This is a genomic window from Pseudomonas sp. MF08875, from assembly GCF_059862525.1.
The window spans coordinates 210,963-233,384 of record NZ_JCBCUW010000001.1 but is presented as its reverse complement, the minus strand read 5'-3'; the positions used below and the strand labels follow the sequence as shown (position 1 = coordinate 233,384).

The following is a 22,422-nucleotide window of genomic DNA, read 5'->3' as shown; positions in this document are numbered from 1 at the left end:
AGGCCTCACGCGCCGTGGCATTTTTTGAATTTCTTGCCGTTTCCGCAGGGGCAAGGGTCGTTGCGGCCGACGTCTTTGAGGGCGTTGCGCACCGGCTCCTGGTGGGCGTGGCCGCAGTTCGGGCCGTGGACGTGGCCATGCTCGTGTTGATGCTCGTGGTCGTGATTGCAATCAGGGCCGTGGACGTGAGGGGTTTGGGTCATGGGGGGTTACTCCGCAGGAAAAATCGGCGGCGATTATCGCGCCAATGTACGGCGCGTGCACGCTGGGCATGAGGAATAATCCGCCGCCGCGGTTTCAGGGTGTGAAATAGCTGGCGCAGCACTTCTTGAATTTCTGCCCGCTGGCACAGGGGCAGGCGTCGTTGCGCCCGGCCTTGAGCACTACGGTGGGGTCGATGAAGTACCAGCGCCCATTGTTTTGTACGAAAGAGGAACGTTCGCGGTGGCTGTGTTCGCCGCTGTCGTCGTGCCAGCGGGCGGTGAAGGTGACGAAGGCGTGTTCCGGTTGGCCGCCGAATACTTCGCGGCTTTCCACCTCCAGGCCCAGCCAGGTGCTGCCCGCGCTCCAGTCGGCCATGGCCTGGCGGTCCAGGCCTGCTTGCTGGGCAGGCAGGGTGGTGGCCACCAGGTAATCCACCAGGCCCAGCACGTAGGCGCTGTAGCGCGAGCGCATCAGGGCCTCGGCGCAGGGCGCGGGTTGGCCCGCGTGATAGTGGCCGCAGCAGGCGTCGAGCAGGGTGCCGCTGCCGCAAGGGCAAATCGAAGTACTCATCGTATTACCACCAATACTTGCCGAAGTTTTCCGGGTTTGCCCAGAATCGCGCGTTGAGCCAGTCGGGCACTTGCTTGTAGTCAAGCAGATCGTAGGTAAACAGGGTCAGCACCTGTGCCTCGCGCTCGAAACGCTCGCTGGCTTGCAGGGCCAGGGAGAAAAAGTCTGTCTCTTGCCAGCCGCAGGCCGAAAGGTCCGCCAGCACGGCGATGCGGCTGGCGTTGAGGTTGCGGATGCCACCCAGCAGGTTCAGGCCATCGCGCTTGGGCAGGTGTTCGAGGCAGTCGAGCACCAGGGCCAGGTCAAAGCGTTGGCCGGCCAGGTCGGCGGGCAATGGCCCGGGTTGAGCTTGGGCGATGGTGCAGTCGGGGTGGGCCTGGCGGAACGCGGCCAGGGCCGGGAAGTCGCCAGCGCCGACCAACAACAGGCGCTGCGGGGCGTAGCGGGCGAGCAAGGCCGCCAGGGCCTGCTGGGGCGTGCGCGAAGAAATACCTGCGGTCATTGAAGTTCCTCGGTCAGAGCGGGCAAGACTAGCGCGGCGCAGGGCCAGGGCCTAGGGGTAGGGGGCAAATAGCGGCCCGGGCTATACGCCTGTGGGAGCAACAGTCTTACCCCTGCCATTCGCCACCGCCACTGCGTGCCGCCATCGCGAGCAGGCTCGCTCCCACAGAGGAAAAATGAAAATCTCGCCCGCACCACCGTGCAACTGTAGGAGCGGGCCTTGCCCGTGATGAGGCAGGGGCAGGCGATGCACGTCTGGCGGCGGTATGCCGCCATCGCGAACAAGCGCTCCTACAAGGGGCGTCATCCACAGCGCTGGTCTCTAACCGGCACACCCCCGTGAACACGGGGTGAGGTCGTTGATGGCCTATTGCTGGCGGATATTAAAAGGGCAGTCTTTACTGCCTGAATCGGTTTTAAGCCGATCCCTCAGGAGAGCACTCGATGAGCATCATTCGCACAGCACTTCCCTTGGTTCTGCTAACCAGTGTGTTGACTGGTTGCGCAGGTTTGCAGAAAACCGACTGGCCAACCTGCGCCGCCGTTGGTGGTGTGGTGGGCGCGGGCCTGGGGGCGACGGAAAGCACGTCCTGGGCCGGCGGTGGCGCGCTGGTGGTGGGCGGCTTGGCGGCGGCCTATTGCTGGGTTCATGGCGATGGCGACGAGGACGGCGACGGCGTGCCGGACAGCCGCGACAAGTGCCCGGGCACGCCTAAAGGGGTGCAGGTCGATGCCAATGGTTGCCCGCCAGAACCGGTCGCGGTGGTGGTCGAGGAAGTGGTGGTGGTCAAGGAAGAAACCATCGTGATCCGCGATGTGCTGTTCGAGTTCGACTCGGCGCGCCTCACCAGCGCCGACAAAACCAAGCTCGACACCATCGCCACGCGCCTCAAGCAAGAAGCGCCGAGCGCCCAATTGCGGGTCAGCGGCCACACCGACAGCGTGGGCAGCGACGCCTATAACCAGAAACTCTCGGAAAAACGCGCCCATTCGGTAACCGAGTACCTGATCGGCGCGGGTGTGCCGCGCAGCAACTTTGTCTCGGTGGTCGGTGCCGGTGAGAGCCACCCGGTGGCGGATAACAAAACCGCCGACGGCCGTGCCTCGAACCGCCGCGTGGAAATCCAAATCAACCGCTAGAAGCCAATCAAACCGCGGCTTGTGTAGTCGCGGATGCGGGTCTTTACTCCTGTGTGACCGGTATGGGCCGGTAACACAGGAGCATTCAAAATGAGATTTTTCTCACGAGTCGCGTTACCGGTTCTTCTGCTGAGCAGCCTACTGACAGGTTGCGCAACCCACAGCGATGGCACAGCCCCCCTCAATCAACGCACCTGGCCGATTTGCAGCCTGCTCGGTGGCCTGGTGGGCGGCGGCTTGGGCGCGATAGAAAGCAGCGCCTGGGCGGGCGGCGGCGCGGCGTTGGGCGTCTTGGCCGGTGGCCTGATTTGCTATGCCCAGGATGGCGATGAAGACAGCGACGGTGTGTTCGACCGCCGCGACAGTTGCCCCGACACCCCGCAAAATACCGAAGTGGACAACCGCGGTTGCCCGGTCCCGCAGTACCCGGCCAGCGTCAAACCGGCCGAACCGGTGGCGCCGCAGAGTGAAGTCATCACCCTCAGCGACCAGGGCGATGTGCTGTTTGCCTTCGATTCCGCCGAGTTGACCTCCGCCGCCCGCGGCACCCTGACGGCATTGATGAGCAAGCTCAACAACGCCGACGTGGTGAGCATCAAGGTGGTTGGCCACACCGACAGCCAGGGCAGCGACGCCTATAACCAAAAACTCTCGGAGCGCCGCGCCAGCAGCGTCGCCGCGTTCCTCCTCAGTAATGGCCTGGCGCCAGAGAAACTCACCAGCCAAGGCCTGGGCGAGAGCCAGCCAGTGGCCGACAACAGCACTGAAGAAGGGCGTGCGCAAAACCGCCGCGTGGAATTGCAGATAGGCCGTTGACTGCTCTATAAAGGCAGGGCCGCCGGGCCGGGATGGGCCGGTGGCCCAATGCTCTATTCGAGAATTATTTGCATTAAGTGCTGGCAAATTTGCATCAGGCGCCGATACTGTGCGCGCCAATAAAACCGCTCAAATCAACAAGGGGGGCGCATGAAAGTGTTCTGGGGGCTGGGTAAATGCTTGACCTTAGTGTTCTGGCTGGTGGTGCTGTTCAACCTGCATCAACCGCTGATTAACCCGTTCGACGTACTGGTCAGCCTAGCGGGCAGCCTGTTGCTGCTGACCCATGTGTTGGAACTCGTGCTGTTCAATGGCAGCCTCAAAGGCCGCCGCCACCCTTGGCGTGACCGCTTGCAGATCTTGCTGGTGGGCATTTTCCATATCCAAACCCTTCCGGCCCCGGCCGTGACCGAGGCCCACCATGCGTAACCTGTGTTTGCTTGCCGCCCTTTGCAGCCCGTTGGCCTTCGCCCAGTCGGTGACGGTGCAACCCAACTCCCTACTGCGCCTGCCCAATACCACCAGCACCCTGCAATTGGAACGCCTGGACGTGGCGGACTACGCCACCCTGCTGATCCCGGCCAACGTGACCCAGGTCGAGGTGGGCCAGTTGCACCTGGGCCACGAAGCACGCATCGCTATCGTGCCCGCCGAGCAGGGCCTGCAACTGCGTGTGGCCCATGCGCAATTGGGCACCGGCAGCCAGATCACTTCGCGGGGGGCGCCGGGCAACTACCTTAAAGCGGCCAAACCGGGGCGCAACCTGGAGCTGCGCATTGATTCGCTCAAAGCCGAACAATTGTCGGTGGACGCCCGTGGCGGCGCCGGCGCGCCGGGCTATGCGGGCCTGGACGGCGCCAACGGCAAGGCCCCGGGTTGCACCTGGGGCCAGGCCGGGCGCGGGGCCGATGGCGACAACGGCGGCGATGGCCACCCCGGCGCGGCGGGCGCCCAGGTACGCCTAGCGCTGCCCCACGCTTACCCGCAGGCGCAAATCAAGGTGTTGGTGGACGGTGGCGCCGGCGGTTTGCCCGGCACGGCGGGTAAGCCGGGTGCCGGTGGCCAGTCCAAGGGCTGCATCGTCTACCGCGCCGACGGCGGCAAAAGCGGCCGCCCCGGCGCCGAAGGCCAACCCGGCCCGGCAGGTGAAGCCGGCTCGGTGACCCTGCAACGCCTGTAACGCCTCACAACCCCGGGCGTGCCGCCGCGATGGCCACCAGGCTCAACCCGACCAGCAGGTTGATTCCCACTAAGCGGCGGATCGAACCCAGGGTGGCGGCGCCCGCCGCCCAGTCCTCGGCCTGCACCGCTTGGCGCAACAACGGCAGTTGCAGGGCCTGGATGCGGATAAACAGCGCCGTCATCACCACGTACAGGCCCATCATCACCTGCACATAGCGCGGCGCGGTCTCGAAACCGTTGAAGCGCAAGTGCATCAGCCCCGTGCCGCTGATCGGCAACAGCACCACCGCCACCCACACCCACACGAAAAACCGGGGCAACACCTCGGCCCACAGCGTCAGGCGCGCTGGGCCTTGCAGCGCCTTAACGGCGGCGGGGCGCAAGACCATCCAGGCGAAAAACATACCGCCGACCCACACCAGCGCGGCCAGCACATGGAGGGTGTAAAGAAGGGCAAAGACTGTCATGGGGGTACTCCGTTCTGCGCGGGATTAATTAGCGGGGTATGATAGCGGCCGATCCGAACCACTGAAAATTTATCCAGCGTTTTGCGCGCCCAGACAACCATGATTAGCACCGAACTCAAAACCACGATCCAGGGCGCCTACTCGCGTTTTCTCGAAGCCAAGAGCCTCAAGCCGCGTTACGGCCAGCGCCTGATGATCGCCGAAGTGGCCAAGGTCCTGGGCGATATCGATACCGACGACGAAGGCCGGCGCAGTGGCGACCCGGCGGTGGTGGCGGTGGAGGCCGGCACCGGTACGGGCAAGACCGTGGCCTACAGCCTGGCCGCCATCCCCACCGCCAAGGCCGCGGGCAAGCGCCTGGTGATCGCCACCGCCACCGTGGCCCTGCAAGAGCAGATCGTCTACAAAGACCTGCCCGACCTGATGCGCAACAGTGGCCTGAATTTCACCTTCGCCCTGGCCAAGGGGCGCGGGCGTTACATGTGCCTGTCCAAGCTCGACATGTTGCTGCAAGAAGGCCACGCGCAAACCGCCACGGCCCAGCTGTTTGAAGAAGAAGGCTTCAGGATCGAGGTCGATGAGGCCAGCCAGAAGCTGTTTACCAGCATGATCGAAAAACTTGCCGGCAATAAATGGGACGGCGACCGCGACAGTTGGTCCACCGCCCTGGAAGACGCCGACTGGGCGCGCCTGACCACCGACCACAGCCAATGCACCAACCGCCACTGCCCCAACTTCGGCCAGTGCGCCTTTTATAAGGCCCGCGAAGGCATGGGCAAGGTTGACGTGATCGTCACCAACCACGACATGGTCCTGGCCGACCTGGCCCTGGGCGGCGGCGCCGTGCTGCCGGACCCGCGCGACACCCTCTACGTGTTCGACGAAGGCCACCACCTGCCCGACAAGGCCATCGGCCATTTCGCCCACTACACGCGCCTGCGCTCCACCGCCGACTGGCTGGAAACCACCGCCAAGAACCTCACCAAATTGCTCGCCCAACACCCGCTGCCCGGCGATTTAGGCAAGTTGATCGAGCAGGTGCCGGAGCTGGCGCGCGAGATCAAGACCCAGCAGCAGTTCATGTTCACCGCGTGCGAGCAGGTGGCCGACTTCAAACCCGGTGAAGACGTCGAGGGCCGCGAGCGCCCGCGCCACCGTTTTGTCGGCGGGGTGATCCCCGAGCACATGCGCGAAATGGGCATCGAGTTGAAGAAGGGGTTCTCGCGCCTCACTGACCTGTTCACCCGCCTCACCGACCTGCTCAAGGAAGGCATGGACGGCGAGGTCAACATCGGCATCGCCAGCAACCAGGCCGAGGAGTGGTACCCGCTGTTCGGCAGCCTGCTGTCGCGCTCGCAAGGCAACTGGGAGCTGTGGACCGCGTTCACCGTCGAAGACCCGGACGACAACCCGCCCATGGCGCGGTGGCTGACCCTGGCCGAAAGCGGTTCGCTGTTCGACATCGAGGTCAACGCCAGCCCCATCCTGGCCGCCGAGATGCTGCGCCGCAACCTGTGGAACGTGGCCTACGGCGCCCTGGTAACCTCGGCCACCCTGACCGCTCTGGGCACCTTCGAGCGTTTTCGCATGCGCGCCGGCCTACCGAAAAAAGCCGTCACCGCCGTAGTCCCCAGCCCCTTCCACCACGCCGACGCCGGCGTGCTGCGGGTGCCCGACCTGCGCGCCGACCCCCGCGACGCGGCCGCCCACACGGCGGCGATCATCCGCGACCTACCTGCGTTGGTGGAAGGCTCGCGTGGCACCCTGGTGCTGTTTTCCTCGCGCAAACAGATGCAGGACGTGTTCGATGGCCTGGAGCGCGACTGGCGCAAGCAGGTGTTTATCCAGGGCAACCTGTCCAAGCAGGAAACCCTGAACAAGCACAAGGCGCGGGTCGATGGCGGTGATTCCAGTGTGCTCTTCGGCCTGGCCAGTTTCGCCGAGGGCGTGGACTTGCCGGGCGCCTACTGCGAGCACGTGGTGATCGCCAAGATCCCGTTTTCCGTGCCGGACGACCCGGTGGAAGCGGCGCTGGCCGAATGGATCGAGGCCCGGGGCGGCAACCCGTTCATGGAAATTTCCGTGCCCGACGCCTCGCTCAAACTGGTCCAGGCCTGCGGGCGCCTGCTGCGCACCGAACAGGACCGGGGCACCATCACCCTGCTGGACCGGCGCCTGGTCACCCAGCGCTACGGCAAAGCCATCCTCAATGCGCTGCCGCCGTTTCGCCGGGAAATTTCCTGAAGTGGCGTGGGCCTTTGCGCCCACGCCCGTCTGATATCCACCTTCGCACGCTGGCCAAACCCTGGTCGTTAGGGAGAAACCCGTACCCATGATTCGCCGTTCGTTGCCCGCCGTATTTGCCCTGATGTTCGCCGCGCCCCTGTGGGCCGCCCCCCAGACCCTGTTCAACTTCGTGCGCCCCGCCGAAGTGGTACGGGTGCTGACCGAGGACACCCGCCTGCCGCAATCGAACGCCGAGCAAACGGCTGAAGGCGAGGTACTGCGCCGGGTGATCTTCAACCCCAGCCCCCGGCCAACCTTGCGCCTGGCCCCACAAACCGGCGCGTGGGACTGGTCCAGCGCCGAGGCCATGAGCCTGCGCCTGCAAAACGGCATGAACTGGGCGGTGACCCTGCACATCACCGTGCAAAGCAACGACGGCCGAACCTTGGTCAGCCGCATCGACCTGCCGGCCGGCCCGGCGCAGACCCTGCTGGTGCCCTTGCAGGCCACATCGCCCCTGGCTCGGGGCATGACGGCCGGGCCGCCGATGCCGATGACCGTGCAGGGCCAGCGCATCCTGCTGGCCAGCAGCGCCGGGGCCATCGACCGCAGCCAGGTGGTTTCGGTGGCGCTGTCGATGGACCAGCCCCGGGCGGCGCAGAGCCTGCTGCTGGAACGCTTCGGCACCCAGGACATGGGCGCGGTGGTCGAGGCGGCCTACGGCGCGGTAGTGGACGCCCATGGCCAATCCACCCGCGCACGCTGGCCGGAAAAAATCGCCAGCGACGAACAGCTCAAGACCCACGCCGCCCGCGAGCAGCAGCAACTCGACACCTGGCTCGCTCAGCGCCAGCAGGCCACCCTGGACCTGTATGGCGGTTCGATCGCCGTGCCGGCCTTCAGTGCCAGCGGCTTCTTTCGCACGCAAAAGCGCGGCGAGCGCTGGTACCTGGTGACGCCGTTGGGGCACGCCTTCTATTCCCTGGGGGTCAACGCCGTGGCGGCGGATGCCGGGCGCACCTACGTCGCCGGCCGCGAGGCGATGTTCAGCGCCTTGCCCGAAGCCGGCACGCCCCTGGCGGCCTACTACGGTGCAGGCGATAACCGTGGCGGCAACGGCGCGGATCAGGGCCGAGGGTTCAACCACGGGCGCTGGTTCGACTTTTATGGCGCCAACCTGCAACGCACCTACGGCCAACCCTGCCTCGATGAGGCCGCACCGTGCCCGCCGATGGCCTTCGACGAGCAACGCTGGGCCCGTCATACCCTCGACCGCTTGCAGGCCTGGGGCTTCAACACGGTGGGCAACTGGAGCGCGCCCGTGCTGGGCAACAGCGACCGCGTGCCCTACACCCTGGCGCTGTCCATCGTCGGCGATTACGCCAGCGTCAGCACCGGCAGCGACTGGTGGGGCGCCATGCCCGACCCCTTCGACCCTCGCTTTGCCATGGCCACCGAGCGCGCGGTGGCGATTGCTGCCCGCGATCACCGCCAGGACCCTTGGCTGATTGGCTACTTCGCTGACAACGAACTGGCCTGGGCCGGCCCCGGCGACACGCCCCAGGCGCGCTATGCCTTGGCATTGGGCACTTTGCGCCTGACCACCGACGCCCCGGCCAAGCGCGCCTTCCTCAAGCAATTGCGCGACAAGTACCGCAACCACGCCGGGTTGTCCCAGGCCTGGGGTATCGAATTGAGCGCGTGGGAACTGCTGGAAGACCCAGGCTTCGTGGCGCCGCTGCCCAGCGCCGAACACCCGCAGATCGAGGCCGACTATCAGCATTTTCAGCAGGTATTCGCCGACACCTACTTCAAGACCATCGCTGATTCGCTGCAATGGCACGCGCCCAATCACCTGCTGCTGGGCGGCCGGTTTGCCGTCAACACGCCCCAGGCCTTACAGGCCTGCGCCCGGTACTGCGACGTGTTGAGCCTCAACCTCTATACCCTCAAACCCCAGGACGGCCATGATTTTGTTGCCCTGCGGGCGCTGGACAAACCGGTGCTGATTAGCGAGTTCAACTTCGGCTCCCGGGACCGCGGGCCGTTCTGGGGCGGCATCACCGAACTTGCCCGCGAAGAAGACCGCGGCCCGGCCTACGCGCACTTTCTCCAGCAGGCCCTGGCCGAGCCGTCGATTGTCGGCGTGCACTGGTTCCAGTACCTGGACCAACCCGTTACCGGGCGCCTGCTGGACGGCGAAAACGGCCACTTCGGCCTGGTGGGCATCACCGACGTGCCGTTCCAGGGCTTTGTGCAGAGCGTGCGTAAAAGCAACCTGCAAGCAATCGAAACCCTACCGTAGCAAGCGCGCTTGCCCGGGCTGGGATGCGAAGCGCCCCGTTATGATTCATCCCCGGCACCATTGCGCAGCCGAACGCGGCCAAGCTCGCTCGCTACCGTTCCCAAAACCCTCCAAGGCTGGAACAATGCGGGCCACTTTGTAACGCGAAAAAACGGGGGAGCACCGGGTGCAGATTCAGGGTCATTACGAGCTTAAATTCGAAGCCGTGCGCGAAGCCTTCGCGGCGCTGTTCGACGATCCCCAGGAACGTGGCGCGGCGCTGTGCATCCAGGTCGGCGGGGAAACCGTGGCCGACCTCTGGGCCGGCACCGCCGACAAGGACGCCAGCGTGGCCTGGCACAGCGACACTATTGCCAACCTGTTCTCCTGCACCAAGACCTTCACCGCCGTCACCGCCTTGCAACTGGTGGCCGAAGGCAAGTTGCAGCTCGATGCCCCGGTGGCCCGCTACTGGCCCGAATTCGCGGCGGCGGGCAAGGAAGGCGTGACCCTGCGCCACCTGCTCAGCCACCGCGCGGGCCTGCCGGCGTTACGCGAGCTACTGCCGCCCGAGGCGCTGTATGACTGGAACACCATGGTCACGGCCCTGGCGGCAGAAGCGCCATGGTGGACCCCCGGCGAAGGCCATGGTTATGCCGCCATCACCTACGGCTGGCTGGTGGGCGAATTGCTGCGCCGCGCCGACGGCCGTGGCCCCGGCGAATCCATCGTGGCGCGGGTGGCACGGCCCTTGGGGCTGGATTTCCATGTTGGCCTGGCCGATGAAGAGTTCCACCGCGTCGCCCATATCGCCCGGGGCAAAGGCAACGTCGGCGACGCCGCGGCCCAGCGCCTGCTGCACGTGACGATGCGCGAACCCACGGCCATGACCACCCGGGCGTTCACCAACCCGCCGTCGATCCTCACCAGCACCAACAAACCCGAATGGCGGCGCATGCAGCAACCGGCCGCCAACGGCCACGGCAACGCCCGCAGCTTGGCGGGGTTCTACAGCGGCCTGCTCGACGGCAGCCTGCTGGAAGCCGACATGCTCGAAGAACTGACCCGCGAACACAGCCTGGGCGAAGACAAGACCCTGCTGACCCGCACCCGGTTCGGCCTGGGCTGCATGCTCGACCAACCGGATGTGCCCAACGCCACCTTCGGCCTCGGCCCACGGGCCTTCGGCCACCCGGGCGCGGGCGGCTCGGTGGGGTTCGCCGACCCGCAGCATGACGTGGCCTTTGGCTTCGTCACCAACACCCTGGGGCCCTATGTGCTGATGGACCCACGGGCGCAGAAACTGGTACGGGTACTGGCCGGCTGTCTGTAAGGGCAAACACGGCAGGAACCCTGTGCTATTTGTGTTTTCCAACGGGCTGTTTGTGCGTGGTGTGGGCGCCCGCTTGCTACAACAACAGCCGCAGTTCGGCCCGCTGCCGATTTTTTTCATCTCATTTTTTGGATTTTCAATGTCATCTCATAAATTCGTCGCGCTGGGGCTTTGCCTGGCGATCACCGGTTGCGCACAGACGCCTCAATCCGATTCCGATGGCGGCCACTGGTGGCAGTTCGGTTCTTCCGAAAAAGTCGCCGAGCAGCGCCCGGCCCCTGTGCCTGCCAAACCTGCGCCAGTGGTAGCCAAGGCCGAAACCGGCGGCAACTGGTGGTGGCCGTTTGGCGGCAAGGACAAAGCCGCGACCAAGGCCGTGCCCATGCCCGACCCAAAAATCACCCAGGCCTGGCTCGATGACTACGAACCGCGCCTGCGCACGGCCATCAAGGACAGCAACCTGGAGCTGGAGCGCCGGGAAAACGTGCTGGTGGTGACGGCGCCGGTGGACGGCTCGTTCAACCCGGATCGCCCGGCCATGCTGCTGCCCGTGACCCTCGGGCCGTTCACCCGGGTGGCGAAGATCCTCGAAGTGGACCCCAAGACCGCCGTGCTGGTGCTCGGCCACGCCGACACCTCGGGGGCTGCACCGGCGAACTTGAAGTTGAGCCAGGAGCGCGCCCAGTCGGTGGCCTCGATCTTCCGCCTCAGCGGCTTGCAGCGTGATCGCCTGAGCCTGCGCGGTATGGGCTCGGACGCCCCGCGCGCGGCCAATGACAGTGTCGAAGGGCGCGCCCTGAACCGCCGTGTGGAAATCCTCCTCACGCCGCAAGCCACCATGCTGGCCCTGCTGAGCAAGTACAACATGCCGGCGCCGGCCCCTGTGCGCCTGGTGGCCGTGCAGGACGTCAAGCCCGCCGCCAAGCCCGCCGTGGCCCCGGCCGTGGCAGCCAAGAAAGCCGTGCCGGCGAAAAAACCGGCCGCCACCAAAAAAGCGGCGGTCAAGGCCCCGGCCAAGAAGCAACCGGCCAAGACCCCAACGCCGGCGAAAAAACCTGTTCCGGCCAAGGCTGCCAGTACCGCGAAAAAAGTCGCGGCGGCCGATACCGTCAAAAAATAACGCTGCTCGAACAAGGAAAGCGCCATGACTCAAGCCCTGGCCGATATGCGCCGCGACTACATCCGCGATGGCCTCACCGAAGCCCAGGCGCCCGGTGAGCCGTTCGCACTGTTTCACCAATGGTTCGCCGAGGCGGTAAAAACCGAACAGCCGCCGGTGGAGGCCAATGCCATGACCCTGGCCACGGTCGACGAGGAGGGCCGCCCCCATTGCCGCATCCTGTTGCTCAAGGGCCTGGACGAGCAGGGCTTCACCTTCTTCACCAACTATGAAAGTGCCAAGGGCCGGCAACTGGTGGCGCGGCCGTTTGCGGCCATGACGTTTTTCTGGCCGACCCTGGAGCGCCAGGTACGAATCGAAGGGCGGGTGGTCAAGGTCACGGCGCAGGAGTCTGATGCCTATTACCAAGTGCGGCCGCTGGGCAGCCGCCTCGGTGCCTGGGCTTCACCCCAGAGCCGGGTGATTGCCGATCGCCAGGAACTCGAAGGCTTGCTCAAGGCCACCGAGGCGCGTTTCAGCGACAGCCAGCCCGATTGCCCGCAGCATTGGGGCGGCTATCGCCTGCTGCCCGAGCGCATCGAGTTTTGGCAGGGCCGGGCGAGCCGCTTGCATGATCGCCTCAACTACCGCGCGCAGGGCGGCGGCTGGCTGCGCGAACGACTGGCGCCCTGAGCAGTCTACTGCTCGCGGTACTGCGCCGCGCTGGCCTCTAGCCACTTTGGTAGGTCGCGGCGCTTGATCTTCTGGGCGTGGGCGTTGGCCAGTTGTTCCAGCATGAAGGCTTTTTTACGGGGGTCGTTGCCAGCCATGGACAGGGCCAGGTCGCGATCCACCCAGCGCTTGATCCGCACATAGAGCCACCAGTGAAAGTACAGCCCGGCCAGGGTGGTGGCGACGATGATGAAGTAATCCATGGAAATCCTTGGGTGTGCGGCGCAGTTTGTAGGAGTTGGCGCTACTGTTTGATGAAAGATCGGTTGCGCCTGTACGGCGCCTGAATGGAAACATGTTAATCCCCACGGCGCCGTGACAGGCGTCAAGCTGCGCAGTTTAATGAATACCTGTCCTTTTGGAGTTGATGCTATGCGCAAGTCTGTTCTGCTGGTTGCTACCTTTTCCACCCTGGCGATGCTGCTCACCGGTTGCCAGTCGAGCCTGACCGGCGACTCCTATTCGCGCGATGAAGCACGCCGCGTGCAGTCGATCCGCCTGGGCACCATTGAATCCCTGCGCCCGGTCAAGATCGAAGGCACCAAGACCCCTATCGGCGGTGCGGCAGGCGCAGTGATCGGCGGCGTTGGCGGTAGCGCCATCGGTGGCGGTCGCGGCAGCATTGTGGCCGCCGTGATCGGTGCCGTGGCCGGTGGCCTGCTGGGCTCGGCCACGGAAGAAGGCCTGACCCGCACCCAGGGCGTGGAAATCACCGTTCGCGAAGACGACGGCAGCATCCGCGCCTACGTGCAGCAGGTTCAGGAAAACGAGATTTTCCGCGTTGGCGAGCGGGTGCGTATCTCCACCGTGGGTGGCACCAGCCGCGTTTCCCACTGACCACGGGCCGCAAAAACAAAACCCCGATCAGGCGACTGATCGGGGTTTTGTGCTTTCAGGTTGGCGTTACTTGATAACGGCGCTGTTTTTGCCGCTGGCCATGGCGGTTACCGCGTAGCCCAGCAGGGCGGCGAGGATGGAGCCGGTGAGGATGCCCATGCGGTCCATGCCCGCGTATTCACTGGCCCCGGGGATAAAGGCCAGGGAACCGACGAACAGGCTCATGGTGAAGCCGATCCCGCACAGGATCGCCACGCCGAACACCTGGCCCCAGTTGGCGCCGGTGGGCAGGGCGGCGATGCCGATCTTCACGCTCAGCCAGGTCAGGCCGAACACCCCGACCGTCTTGCCCAGCAGCAAGCCCGCGGCGATGCCCATGGGCACGTGGTGGGTGAAGCTCTCCAGGTTCACGCCCGCCAAGGACACGCCGGCGTTGGCGAAGGCGAACAGCGGCAGGATGCCGAAGGCGACCCACGGATGCAGCGCATGCTCCAGGCCCAGCAATGGCGAGGGCTCGGCGTTTTTCGTGCGCAGCGGGATGCAGAAGGCCAGGGTCACGCCGGCCAGCGTCGCGTGTACGCCGCTCTTGAGTACGCAGACCCACAGGATCAGGCCGACGATCATGTACGGCCCGAGCTTGACCACCCCGAGGCGGTTCATTGCAATCAACGCCACCAGGCAGGCCGCGGCCAGCATCAGCGACAGGGTGGAGAGTTCGTGGGAGTAGAAAATCGCGATGACGATAATGGCGCCCAGGTCATCGATGATCGCCAGGGTCATCAGGAACAGCTTGAGGGACACCGGCACCCGCTTGCCCAGCAACGCCAGCACCCCCAGGGCGAAGGCGATGTCGGTGGCCATGGGGATCGCCCAGCCGCCGAGCGCCGCCGGGTTGTCCTTGTTGAGGAACCAGTAGATCAGCGCCGGTACCACCATGCCGCCAATGGCGGCTGCGCCGGGCAGCACCACTTGCGAGGGTTTGGACAGGGGGCCTTCCAGCAGCTCGCGTTTGACCTCCAGGCCAATGAGCAGGAAGAACAGGGCCATCAGGCCATCGTTGATCCACAGCAGCAGGGGCTTGGCGATTTGCAAGGCGCCGACCTGGGCGACCACGGGGGTCTCCAGCAGGCCGTTGTACAGCCACGACAGCGGTGAGTTGTTGATAATCAGAGCCAGGGCTGCAGCGGCGATCAATAACAGACCGCTGGCAGCTTCCAACTGAAAGAAACGCGTGAAAGTGCTACGCAGAGGCAAGGTCGCTCTCCATTCTGGAATTCAAAAGGTGGCACACCCTAACCCGTACCGATGGTTGTTAAAACAAAAGTTATATTCTTTTTTGTTATATGCGGACGGGGCAGTTGTGCCGCAGGGAGCCTAGCAGTTGCGGGGCGAATTGAGATGCAGCTGTACCTGTGCTTAATGTAGGAATATTCCTAATCTGTGTAGTCCTCATCAGCCAAGTGCTGTCAGTCACCTTCTAGCGCCCCCGTAAAGCGCTTGAGTTCACCGAGAAAACACCATGAACGACCCCCGGCAGTGGGCCCGTGAAGCCATTCGCATTATCGAGGCCGACTTCCAGCGTAGCGCCGACACTCACCTGATTCCGTTGCCGCTCCCCGGGTTCACGGGAATCGACCTGTATTTCAAGGACGAATCCAGCCACCCCACCGGCAGCCTCAAACATCGCCTGGCCCGCTCCCTGTTCTTGTATGCGCTGTGCAATGGCTGGCTCAAACCCGGCGCGCCGGTGATCGAGGCGTCCAGCGGTTCGACGGCGATTTCCGAGGCTTATTTCGCCCGTTTGCTGGGCTTGCCGTTTATTGCGGTGATGCCCGCCAGCACGTCCCAGGAAAAAATCGCGCAGATTGCCTTCTATGGCGGCCACAGTCATTTGGTCCAGGACCCTACGCAGATTTACGCCGAATCCGAGCGCTTGGCCCGGGAACACGATGGCCATTTCATCGATCAGTTCACCTACGCCGAGCGGGCGACGGACTGGCGGGCGAACAACAACATTGCCGAGTCGATCTTCCAGCAGATGCGTTTCGAGCGTTATCCGCTGCCCAGTTGGCTGATTTCCAGCCCCGGCACGGGCGGCACCACGGCCACCCTGGGGCGTTATGTGCGCTATCGCCAGCACTGCACCCGGGTGTTATGCGCCGACGCTGAACGCTCGGTTTTTTTCGACTATTACCAAAGCGGCGACGCCAGCCTGCGCCTCGATTGCGGTTCGCGGATCGAGGGGATCGGCCGGCCACGGGTCGAGGCGTCTTTTCTGCCCAAGGTCATCGACGCCATGGTCAAGGTGCCGGATGCGTTGTCCCTGGCGGCCATGCATTACCTGGCCGAGCGCCTGGGCCGACGGGTCGGAGGGTCCAGCGGCACTAACCTGGTGGGCGCGTTGATGGCCGCGCAGCAGATGGCGGCGGCGGGGGAGCAGGGTTCGATCGTGGCGATTCTGTGCGATGGCGGTGAGCGCTATGCCACCAGCTACTACGACCCACAATGGCTCAAGGCCCAGGGCTATGAGTTGAGCGGGTTGATCGCTACCGTGGCGGCCAGCGTCGAGCAAGGCGCGCCGCTGCCCGAGAGCGTGCTGCGCGCCAATCTCTAAACACTGTGGGAGCGAGCGTGCCCGCGATGAGGCCTCAGCGCCTCGAGTGACTGGCACGCCGCTATCGCGAGCAGGCTCGCGCCCACAAGGGCTTGCATTGGCTGGGGGCTTTAGGCCTCCAGCCCCAGCATGTCCCGCGCCACGGCTTCGGCGATGCGGATGCCGTCCACGCCCGCCGACAGAATCCCGCCCGCGTACCCCGCGCCTTCGCCAGCCGGGAACAGGCCCTTGACGTTCAGGCTCTGCATCGACGCGTCGCGGGTGATGCGCAACGGCGATGAAGTGCGGGTCTCGATGCCGGTCAACACCGCGTCGTACAGCGAGTAGCCCTTGATCTGCTTCTCAAAGGCCGGCAAGGCTTCGCGGATGGCTTCGATGGCGAACGCCGGCAGGGCCTGCGCCAGGTCACCCAGGGCAACCCCCGGCTTATAGGACGGCTCGACGCTGCCCAGGGCCGTGGACGGTTTGCCGACGATAAAGTCGCCCACCAATTGTGCCGGGGCTTCGTAGTTGCTGCCGCCGAGCACAAAGGCGTGGGATTCGAGGCGTTCCTGCAACTCGATGCCCGCCAGCGGGCCGCCGGGGAAATCCACCTCCGGAGTGATACCGACCACTATGCCGGAGTTGGCGTTGCGCTCGTTACGCGAGTATTGGCTCATGCCGTTGGTCACCACCCGGTTCGGCTCGGAGGTGGCGGCGACCACGGTGCCACCGGGGCACATGCAGAAGCTGTAGACCGAGCGGCCGTTCTTGGCGTGGTGCACCAGTTTGTAGTCGGCGGCGCCCAGTTTCGGATGGCCGGCGTATTTGCCCAGGCGCGCGGCATCGATCAGCGATTGCGGGTGCTCGATGCGAAAGCCCACGGAAAACGGCTTGGATTCCATGTACACGCCACGGCCGTGGAGCATGCGGAAGGTGTCGCGGGCGCTGTGGCCCAGGGCCAGGATCACGTGCCGCGAGTGCAGTTGTTCGCCGCTGGCCAACTCGACACCGGTCAACTGGCCGTCTTCGATCAGCACATCGGTGACGCGCTGCTGGAAGCGCACTTCACCGCCCAGGGCGATGATCTGTTGGCGCATGTTTTCCACCACGCCGGTGAGGCGGAAGGTGCCGATGTGGGGCTTGCTGACGTAAAGGATTTCGTCCGGCGCGCCGGCCTTGACGAACTCGTGCAGGACTTTACGGCCGTGGTGCTTGGGGTCCTTGATCTGGCTGTAGAGCTTGCCATCGGAGAACGTCCCCGCGCCGCCCTCGCCAAACTGCACGTTGGATTCGGGGTTGAGCACGTTCTTGCGCCACAGGCCCCAGGTGTCCTTGGTACGCTGGCGCACTTCGGTGCCGCGTTCGAGGATGATCGGCTTGAAGCCCATTTGCGCCAGCAGCAGGCCGGCGAAAATCCCGCAGGGGCCAAAGCCCACCACAATCGGGCGCTCACTCAGGCCTGCCGGGGCCTGGCCGACCACTTTGTAGCTGATGTCCGGCGCCACGTTGACGTTACGGTCATCGGCGAACTTGCGCAGCAGCGGTTCTTCATCGCGCACTTGCAGATCGACGGTGTAGATAAAGCACAGCTCGGACGACTTCTTGCGCGCATCGTAGCTGCGCTTGAACAGGGTGAAGTCGAGGAGGTCGTCACTGGCAATGCCCAGGCGCTGCACGATGGCAGGGCGCAGGTCTTCATCGGGATGGTCGATCGGCAGCTTGAGTTCGGTGATTCGTAACATGACAGTATCCGGTTCGCGAGGGCGCACAAACGCGCCAAAGGCGTTTCACAAACCGGCGATTATAGGCGCTAACGCCCCGTTGCCGGGAGGTTAAAACCGCAACCCGCTAAATCAGCCGCTGCGCGCTCCGTCAAAATACCCGCAACCGCGCTGCACCTGGCCGTTGATCCGCAGCTCGGCGCTCAAGGGCCGCACGGTTGAATCCCCTGCGTCGACACAGCGTTGCGGCGCGACCCACAGCTCGATGTGCTGGCCATTGGCGTCGCTGGTCAGGCTGAACCGCCCTTCACCGGCCTGTTCTTCCAGGTAAGGCAGCGCCAGGGGCGCCTGCCCGGCCCGTTCCAGCAGCAGGCCCTTGCCGTTGACCGTGACGCTCCACTGTGGCGCGTGGCCATTGGCGTGCAGGGTCTGGCCGGCGTTGGCGCTGGGGTCGGGTTGGCTTATCAGCCACGAACAACCGGAAAATAGCGGGAGCAGGGCAACAAACAGCAAGGAACGGGCGGCGCGCATCGGGGAGTCTCCAGACAAGTGCCGCCACGTTACTCAGGCTGATCCTTCATCACAAGGACTAGTAGCCAACATGAAAGGTCTGGCCAGTTTGTAGGCCTTCGACGCTTTTTGCGTAGGCCAGTGCTACATCGGCAGCGGGAACGGGTTTGTAGCCTCGGAAGTACGGGGCATAGCTGCCCATGGCTTCGACCAACACATTGGGGCTCACCGAGTTGACGCGCAGGCCCCGGGGCAATTCGATGGCCGCTGCGCGCACGAAGCTGTCCAGGGCGCCGTTGACCAAGGCCGCCGAGGCGCCGCTGCGGATCGGGTCCTGGCTGAGGATGCCGCTGGTGAACGTGAACGAGGCGCCGTCATTGGCGAATTCGCGGCCGATCAGCAGCAGGTTGACCTGGCCCATCAGTTTGTCTTGCAGGCCCAGGGCGAAGCTTTGGCTGCTCATTTCGGCCAGCGGTGCGAAGGTCACGTTGCCGGCGGCGCATACCAGGGCATCGAACTTGCCGGTTTTTTCAAAGAGGGCACGGATCGAGGCGCTGTCGCTGATATCCACTTGGAAATCGCCGCTGCTGCGGCCAATGCGGATGACTTCATGGCGTTGCGCGAGCTCTTTGTCGACCGCCGAACCGACAGTGCCATTGGCGCCAATCAATAGGATTTTCATCGGGATGTTTCCTCATTGGAGTGAATGAGGCCTGAGTCTAGAGTGGTTTTTAATCGGGAAAAGCGCGCTAATAGGCAACCTTTGGTTTTTTATTGGAAACAGTCCATGAGCGAAATGGATGACTTGGCGGCATTCGCCACCCTGATCGAGGCCGGTAGTTTCACCCTGGCGGCGCAGCGCCTGGGGTGCAGCAAGGGCCAGTTGTCCAAGCGCATCAGCCTGCTGGAGGCGCGTTTCGCGGTGGTGCTGGTGCAGCGCACCACCCGGCGCCTGAGCCTGACGGCGGCGGGCGCGGCGTTGCTGCCCCAGGCGCAGGCCCTGGTGGTGCAACTGGAGCGGGCACGCCAGGCCCTGGCACGGTTGAAGGATGATATGGCGGGGCCGATTCGGCTGACGGTGCCGGTGTCGTTGGGCGAGACGTTTTTCGATGGATTGCTGCTGGAGTTTTCCCGCCAGTACCCGCAGGTGCAGATCGAGTTGGAGCTCAACAATAGCTACCGCGACCTGTCCCGCGAAGGGTTCGACCTGGCGATCCGCTCCCAGGTGGGCAACGACGAACGACTGGTGGCCAGGCCCTTGCTGGCGTGGGAGGAAATGACCTGCGCCAGCCCTGCTTACCTTGAGCAGTTCGGTGAGCCGCAGACTCCGGCAGCCTTGGCCGAGCACCGCTGCCTGCTCAATAGCCACTACAGCGGCCGCGAAGAGTGGTTGTACCACCAGCAACATGAACTGCTGCGGGTGCGGGTCAGCGGGCCGTTTGCCAGCAATCACTACAACCTGCTGAAAAAAGCGGCCCTGGTGGGGGCGGGAGTCGCTCGCCTGCCTTCTTATATGCTGCACAGCGAGCTGGCGGATGGGCGCTTGTGCTGGTTGCTGCGTGACTACCAGACCCGTCGCACGCCCATGTACCTGGTGCACCCCTATCAGGGCGGCCTGCCCCGGCGCACCCAGGTGCTGGCCGATTACTTGATTGGCTGGTTCAAGCGTAGTGGCGAGGCACTGGACCGGTTGTAGCGCCGGGCGATGAGCGCGTCGAGGGCGATGGCGCCGGGGCCCCGGGCCATCAGGTAGAGCAGGACCGCGGCCCAGGTGCCGTGGGTGGCGTAGGCATCGGGATAGACGAAGAACTGGATGGTCAGGGTCATGGCCAACAGTGCCGCTGCCGAGAAGCGCGTGGCCAGGCCTAGCAGGATCAACACCGGGAACACATGTTCGGCCACCGTGGCCAGGTAAGCCGCCCACTCTGGGGGAAGGAGCGGTAAGCGGTACTCGTGGCGAAACAGGAACAGGGTGGAGTCGGCCAGCCGTGGTGTGGCGAATTGAAACTGCCCGCTGACCAGATCGACGACCAGGCCTTCGACCTTGGTTTGCCCGGATTTCCAGAACACAGCGGCGATGGAAAAGCGCGCGAGCAAGGCGATCAGGCTATGGGGGATTTTTTCCAGCAAGGCGATGCCGCGTTGCAGCAGGCAGGGCCGGGCATTGCAGGTGTTGGGGGGCGTATTCATGGTGAAACCCTTGGGTGGTGGTACAGCTCAGTGATGACGTTGTGGCCAATGAGCAAGGCGAGGCATTGGCTCAAGTCGAATTCGGGTGCGACGTTTTGGCCGCACGATGCGGCCCGGCCCAACGGCCAGCCACTTTGCGCGCCGCGGATGAAAGCGATTGAGCCTGGGTCTACGGCAAAGACTTCAACGTGTTGACCGTTGCGCAATACCAGGGCGTTTTGCCCTTCCAGTAGATCTAGGCCTGGCAGCAGGCCTTGCGGCTGCTGATGCGCAGCCCAGATTGCAACCACTGCGTAGCTGGAATTCAGGGTGCTGACCGAGGGATGCAGTTGAAGGTGCAACAGGTCTGGCGCTTGGCAATCGCTCAGTGCGGCACCTATCTGTTCGTGGAGCAGGGGCACCGCATCGGCGGCGTGATAGGCCTGTACCCGCAGCCGCTCCAGGCGCGCGATATCGGCGAGGTAAGGCACGCAGGAGGCGGGGCTGAAGCCTTCGATGAAGTGCGCCAGTTCATTGCCGTATTCAATCAGCCGGGGGTTGAGTGGTGGATGCTGGCGGATGAACTGGCGGGCCATGGCGCTGAAAAACTCATCGCCCACCAGTTGCGCGACGACCGGGTAGTGGTCGGTGAGCGCACCGATCAACGATCGCAGCACATTGTTGCGGTAAACCGCGAAGCGGCTCGCCGGATCGGCACCGTTGCGGCAGAACAGGCCGGGGGGGCAGTTTTTTTGTGGGTCCAGCAGTGCTTCGGCAAATAGGGTGTGAGTGTTCATGGGCCAGCCTGCATGACGTTGAGCAGCGCTTGCGCCTGGCGTGCCTCGGCGTGGAGCACGGCGAACGGTGGTACCCGGTTGTCCCGCTCGATCAGGGTGGCCACCGGGCCGCAGCGCTTGAGCACTTCGCGGTACAGCTCCCACACGGCGGCGTCGACAGGGGCGCCGTGGTCATCGATCAGCAGGCGTTCGCCCAGGCTGTCGGTGTCTTCGGCGAACCCGGCCAGGTGAATCTCGCCCACGGCCCACAATGGCAGTGCGTCGATATAGGCCAAGGGGTGGCGCTGGTGGTTGACGCTGCACACGTAGGCGTTGTTGAGGTCCAACAGCAAGCCACAGCCTGTGCGGTGCACCACTTCGCGGATAAACATCGCTTCATCCATGCTTGATTGGCGAAATTCCAGGTAGGTGGCCGGGTTTTCCAGGAGCATGGGGCGCTTGAGGGTGTTCTGCACCTGGTCGATGTGGTCGCAGACGCGGTGCAGGGTGGGTACGTCGTAGGCCAGGGGCAGTAGGTCGTTGAGAAACACCGGGCCATGGCTGGACCAGGCCAGGTGTTCGGAAAAGGCTTGGGGCTGATAGCGCTCGATCAATCCGGCCAGGCGCCCCAGATGTTCTCCATCCAGCGCCCCCTGGGTGCCGATCGATAGGCCAACGCCATGTAGCGACAGCGGATAGTGTTCGCGGATCAACCCCAGGTAGTGATGAAAGGGCCCGCCGGCCACCATGTAGTTTTCGGCGTGCACCTCGAAGAAGCCGATGTCTGGCTTGGTCTCCAGGACATCGCGAAAGTGTTCGCTTTTAAGCCCCAACCCGACACTGAGGGGCAGCTCGCCGTGGCGGGCCTGAGTGCGATGGCGCAGGGGCTGCGATGAGAGAGACATGTTCAACACTCAGGCCGGGAACGGATCAGGACTTGGCGGTGAAGGCTTCGGTCTGGCCCAACCCGGTAGGCGAGGTGGGGCTGGCGGTTTTAACGCAGGTGCCGGTGGGGACCAGTTTCCAGGCGTCGGCCTGGTAGTCGGTTTTCGAGGAGCCGGCGCAACTGGTTCCGGCGCCAGCGGCGCAGTCGTTCTGGCCTTTGAGGGCGACACCGAAGCATTTCTCCATGTCATTGGCTGCTTGGGCGGTGGTGGGTAGGGCGGCGAGGCTCAATGCCGTGCCGAGGGCCAGGGCGAGGGTGGTGGCGGAGAGGGAAGAGGTCATGGTGTTTCTCCAGAAGGTCGGGCAAGCGTGAT

Annotated in this window: 24 protein-coding genes and 1 pseudogene; 12 read left to right on the top strand and 13 right to left on the bottom strand. The window is 64.4% G+C overall.

Features of this window, described 5'->3' with window-relative positions; all coding sequences use genetic code 11:
* Positions 1–5 precede the first annotated feature (5 nt).
* The 3 genes from AC19YT_RS01130 to AC19YT_RS01120 form a co-directional block, all read right to left on the bottom strand.
* Positions 6–203, bottom strand: coding sequence for an SEC-C metal-binding domain-containing protein (locus AC19YT_RS01130; protein WP_500596758.1), 198 nt, complete (start codon positions 201–203; stop codon positions 6–8).
* A 94-nt stretch (positions 204–297) separates the two neighbouring features.
* On the bottom strand, positions 298–774 hold the full coding sequence (locus AC19YT_RS01125; RefSeq protein WP_095108065.1) for a YchJ family protein: 477 nt from the start codon (positions 772–774) through the stop codon (positions 298–300).
* Positions 775–778: 4 nt separating this feature from the next.
* On the bottom strand, positions 779–1,276 hold the full coding sequence (locus tag AC19YT_RS01120; protein WP_500609574.1) for a DUF6231 family protein: 498 nt from the start codon (positions 1,274–1,276) through the stop codon (positions 779–781).
* A 443-nt stretch (positions 1,277–1,719) separates the two neighbouring features.
* Here AC19YT_RS01120 and AC19YT_RS01115 point away from each other — a divergent pair, with 443 nt between their 5' ends.
* From AC19YT_RS01115 to AC19YT_RS01100, 4 genes are all read left to right on the top strand, one after another.
* A complete protein-coding gene (locus AC19YT_RS01115) occupies positions 1,720–2,415 on the top strand; it encodes a PA1041 family peptidoglycan-binding anchor lipoprotein (protein WP_500596754.1) in 696 nt (231 codons plus the stop codon).
* 90 nt (positions 2,416–2,505) lie between these two features.
* Complete coding sequence (locus AC19YT_RS01110) at positions 2,506–3,231, top strand: PA1041 family peptidoglycan-binding anchor lipoprotein (protein WP_500609573.1); 726 nt, start codon at positions 2,506–2,508, stop codon at positions 3,229–3,231.
* Positions 3,232–3,381: 150 nt separating this feature from the next.
* Complete coding sequence (locus tag AC19YT_RS01105; protein ID WP_095108069.1) at positions 3,382–3,660, top strand: DUF1145 domain-containing protein; 279 nt, start codon at positions 3,382–3,384, stop codon at positions 3,658–3,660.
* A complete protein-coding gene (locus AC19YT_RS01100; protein WP_500609572.1) occupies positions 3,653–4,411 on the top strand; it encodes a collagen-like protein in 759 nt (252 codons plus the stop codon). Before AC19YT_RS01105 ends, AC19YT_RS01100 begins: the two co-directional genes overlap by 8 nt.
* A 4-nt stretch (positions 4,412–4,415) precedes the next feature.
* Here AC19YT_RS01100 and AC19YT_RS01095 read toward each other — a convergent pair whose 3' ends face one another.
* Positions 4,416–4,880 (bottom strand): DUF2269 family protein, encoded by a 465-nt coding sequence (locus tag AC19YT_RS01095; RefSeq protein WP_500609571.1) that lies wholly within the window; start codon positions 4,878–4,880, stop codon positions 4,416–4,418.
* A gap of 99 nt (positions 4,881–4,979) precedes the next feature.
* Between AC19YT_RS01095 and dinG the strand changes: the two genes are divergently transcribed.
* The 5 genes from dinG (at position 4,980) to pdxH (ending at position 12,515) form a co-directional block, all read left to right on the top strand.
* Entirely contained in the window at positions 4,980–7,124 is a 2,145-nt protein-coding gene (gene dinG / locus AC19YT_RS01090; protein WP_095108072.1) for an ATP-dependent DNA helicase DinG, read from the top strand.
* Positions 7,125–7,212: 88 nt separating this feature from the next.
* Positions 7,213–9,411 carry a beta-galactosidase gene (locus AC19YT_RS01085; RefSeq protein WP_500609570.1) on the top strand — a complete coding sequence of 733 codons (2,199 nt, stop codon included), beginning with the start codon at positions 7,213–7,215 and terminating at the stop codon, positions 9,409–9,411.
* Between the two features lie 166 nt (positions 9,412–9,577).
* Positions 9,578–10,723 carry a serine hydrolase domain-containing protein gene (locus AC19YT_RS01080; RefSeq protein WP_500609569.1) on the top strand — a complete coding sequence of 382 codons (1,146 nt, stop codon included), beginning with the start codon at positions 9,578–9,580 and terminating at the stop codon, positions 10,721–10,723.
* A 139-nt stretch (positions 10,724–10,862) separates the two neighbouring features.
* Positions 10,863–11,843, top strand: coding sequence for an OmpA family protein (locus AC19YT_RS01075; RefSeq protein WP_095108188.1), 981 nt, complete (start codon positions 10,863–10,865; stop codon positions 11,841–11,843).
* 24 nt (positions 11,844–11,867) lie between these two features.
* A complete protein-coding gene (gene pdxH, locus AC19YT_RS01070) occupies positions 11,868–12,515 on the top strand; it encodes a pyridoxamine 5'-phosphate oxidase (RefSeq protein WP_095108074.1) in 648 nt (215 codons plus the stop codon).
* Between the two features lie 5 nt (positions 12,516–12,520).
* Here pdxH and AC19YT_RS01065 read toward each other — a convergent pair whose 3' ends face one another.
* A complete protein-coding gene (locus AC19YT_RS01065) occupies positions 12,521–12,757 on the bottom strand; it encodes a hypothetical protein (protein WP_500596747.1) in 237 nt (78 codons plus the stop codon).
* Between the two features lie 169 nt (positions 12,758–12,926).
* Between AC19YT_RS01065 and AC19YT_RS01060 the strand changes: the two genes are divergently transcribed.
* Entirely contained in the window at positions 12,927–13,391 is a 465-nt protein-coding gene (locus tag AC19YT_RS01060) for an outer membrane lipoprotein (RefSeq protein WP_095108076.1), read from the top strand.
* A gap of 66 nt (positions 13,392–13,457) precedes the next feature.
* Here AC19YT_RS01060 and nhaA read toward each other — a convergent pair whose 3' ends face one another.
* Positions 13,458–14,645 carry a Na+/H+ antiporter NhaA gene (gene nhaA / locus AC19YT_RS01055; RefSeq protein ID WP_500609568.1) on the bottom strand — a complete coding sequence of 396 codons (1,188 nt, stop codon included), beginning with the start codon at positions 14,643–14,645 and terminating at the stop codon, positions 13,458–13,460.
* A gap of 265 nt (positions 14,646–14,910) precedes the next feature.
* Between nhaA and AC19YT_RS01050 the strand changes: the two genes are divergently transcribed.
* Entirely contained in the window at positions 14,911–16,005 is a 1,095-nt protein-coding gene (locus tag AC19YT_RS01050) for a PLP-dependent cysteine synthase family protein (RefSeq protein WP_095108078.1), read from the top strand.
* 110 nt (positions 16,006–16,115) lie between these two features.
* On the opposite strand, the gene AC19YT_RS01045 is transcribed toward AC19YT_RS01050, so the two are convergent.
* The 3 genes and pseudogenes from AC19YT_RS01045 to AC19YT_RS01035 all read right to left on the bottom strand — a co-directional run bounded on the left by AC19YT_RS01045 (position 16,116) and on the right by AC19YT_RS01035 (position 18,900).
* Positions 16,116–17,729: an NAD(P)/FAD-dependent oxidoreductase gene (locus tag AC19YT_RS01045; protein WP_500609567.1), complete on the bottom strand. Its 1,614-nt coding sequence runs from the start codon at positions 17,727–17,729 to the stop codon at positions 16,116–16,118.
* 111 nt (positions 17,730–17,840) lie between these two features.
* Positions 17,841–18,134 (bottom strand): annotated as a pseudogene (locus tag AC19YT_RS01040) (hypothetical protein); the annotation flags it as partial.
* 163 nt (positions 18,135–18,297) lie between these two features.
* Entirely contained in the window at positions 18,298–18,900 is a 603-nt protein-coding gene (locus AC19YT_RS01035) for a short chain dehydrogenase (RefSeq protein ID WP_500596745.1), read from the bottom strand.
* A 105-nt stretch (positions 18,901–19,005) separates the two neighbouring features.
* On the opposite strand from AC19YT_RS01035, the gene AC19YT_RS01030 reads away from it, so the two are divergent.
* Positions 19,006–19,914: a LysR family transcriptional regulator gene (locus tag AC19YT_RS01030; RefSeq protein WP_095108082.1), complete on the top strand. Its 909-nt coding sequence runs from the start codon at positions 19,006–19,008 to the stop codon at positions 19,912–19,914.
* Here AC19YT_RS01030 and AC19YT_RS01025 read toward each other — a convergent pair.
* From AC19YT_RS01025 to AC19YT_RS01010, 4 genes are read right to left on the bottom strand one after another with little or no spacing between them, the layout of a single operon-like run.
* Positions 19,863–20,408, bottom strand: coding sequence for a DoxX family protein (locus tag AC19YT_RS01025; protein WP_500609566.1), 546 nt, complete (start codon positions 20,406–20,408; stop codon positions 19,863–19,865). The two genes, AC19YT_RS01030 and AC19YT_RS01025, sit on opposite strands and share 52 nt — an antisense overlap.
* Positions 20,405–21,184, bottom strand: coding sequence for an HvfC/BufC family peptide modification chaperone (locus AC19YT_RS01020; RefSeq protein ID WP_500596743.1), 780 nt, complete (start codon positions 21,182–21,184; stop codon positions 20,405–20,407). The genes AC19YT_RS01025 and AC19YT_RS01020 overlap by 4 nt, the downstream gene beginning before the upstream one ends.
* Entirely contained in the window at positions 21,181–22,068 is an 888-nt protein-coding gene (gene bufB / locus AC19YT_RS01015) for an MNIO family bufferin maturase (protein WP_500596742.1), read from the bottom strand. The genes AC19YT_RS01020 and bufB overlap by 4 nt, the downstream gene beginning before the upstream one ends.
* A gap of 25 nt (positions 22,069–22,093) precedes the next feature.
* Positions 22,094–22,390, bottom strand: a complete 297-nt coding sequence (locus AC19YT_RS01010) for a BufA1 family periplasmic bufferin-type metallophore (RefSeq protein ID WP_500596740.1) — start codon at positions 22,388–22,390, stop codon at positions 22,094–22,096.
* Between the last annotated feature and the right edge of the window lie 32 nt (positions 22,391–22,422).

Coding starts and splice junctions, on each gene's coding strand:
- AC19YT_RS01130 (WP_500596758.1), bottom strand. CDS start 203: ATGACCCAAACCCCTCACGTCCACGGCCCTGATTGCAATCACGACCAC.
- AC19YT_RS01125 (WP_095108065.1), bottom strand. CDS start 774: ATGAGTACTTCGATTTGCCCTTGCGGCAGCGGCACCCTGCTCGACGCC.
- AC19YT_RS01120 (WP_500609574.1), bottom strand. CDS start 1,276: ATGACCGCAGGTATTTCTTCGCGCACGCCCCAGCAGGCCCTGGCGGCC.
- AC19YT_RS01115 (WP_500596754.1), top strand. CDS start 1,720: ATGAGCATCATTCGCACAGCACTTCCCTTGGTTCTGCTAACCAGTGTG.
- AC19YT_RS01110 (WP_500609573.1), top strand. CDS start 2,506: ATGAGATTTTTCTCACGAGTCGCGTTACCGGTTCTTCTGCTGAGCAGC.
- AC19YT_RS01105 (WP_095108069.1), top strand. CDS start 3,382: ATGAAAGTGTTCTGGGGGCTGGGTAAATGCTTGACCTTAGTGTTCTGG.
- AC19YT_RS01100 (WP_500609572.1), top strand. CDS start 3,653: ATGCGTAACCTGTGTTTGCTTGCCGCCCTTTGCAGCCCGTTGGCCTTC.
- AC19YT_RS01095 (WP_500609571.1), bottom strand. CDS start 4,880: ATGACAGTCTTTGCCCTTCTTTACACCCTCCATGTGCTGGCCGCGCTG.
- dinG (WP_095108072.1), top strand. CDS start 4,980: ATGATTAGCACCGAACTCAAAACCACGATCCAGGGCGCCTACTCGCGT.
- AC19YT_RS01085 (WP_500609570.1), top strand. CDS start 7,213: ATGATTCGCCGTTCGTTGCCCGCCGTATTTGCCCTGATGTTCGCCGCG.
- AC19YT_RS01075 (WP_095108188.1), top strand. CDS start 10,863: ATGTCATCTCATAAATTCGTCGCGCTGGGGCTTTGCCTGGCGATCACC.
- pdxH (WP_095108074.1), top strand. CDS start 11,868: ATGACTCAAGCCCTGGCCGATATGCGCCGCGACTACATCCGCGATGGC.
- AC19YT_RS01065 (WP_500596747.1), bottom strand. CDS start 12,757: ATGGATTACTTCATCATCGTCGCCACCACCCTGGCCGGGCTGTACTTT.
- AC19YT_RS01060 (WP_095108076.1), top strand. CDS start 12,927: ATGCGCAAGTCTGTTCTGCTGGTTGCTACCTTTTCCACCCTGGCGATG.
- AC19YT_RS01050 (WP_095108078.1), top strand. CDS start 14,911: ATGAACGACCCCCGGCAGTGGGCCCGTGAAGCCATTCGCATTATCGAG.
- AC19YT_RS01045 (WP_500609567.1), bottom strand. CDS start 17,729: ATGTTACGAATCACCGAACTCAAGCTGCCGATCGACCATCCCGATGAA.
- AC19YT_RS01035 (WP_500596745.1), bottom strand. CDS start 18,900: ATGAAAATCCTATTGATTGGCGCCAATGGCACTGTCGGTTCGGCGGTC.
- AC19YT_RS01030 (WP_095108082.1), top strand. CDS start 19,006: ATGAGCGAAATGGATGACTTGGCGGCATTCGCCACCCTGATCGAGGCC.
- AC19YT_RS01025 (WP_500609566.1), bottom strand. CDS start 20,408: ATGAATACGCCCCCCAACACCTGCAATGCCCGGCCCTGCCTGCTGCAA.
- AC19YT_RS01020 (WP_500596743.1), bottom strand. CDS start 21,184: ATGAACACTCACACCCTATTTGCCGAAGCACTGCTGGACCCACAAAAA.
- bufB (WP_500596742.1), bottom strand. CDS start 22,068: ATGTCTCTCTCATCGCAGCCCCTGCGCCATCGCACTCAGGCCCGCCAC.
- AC19YT_RS01010 (WP_500596740.1), bottom strand. CDS start 22,390: ATGACCTCTTCCCTCTCCGCCACCACCCTCGCCCTGGCCCTCGGCACG.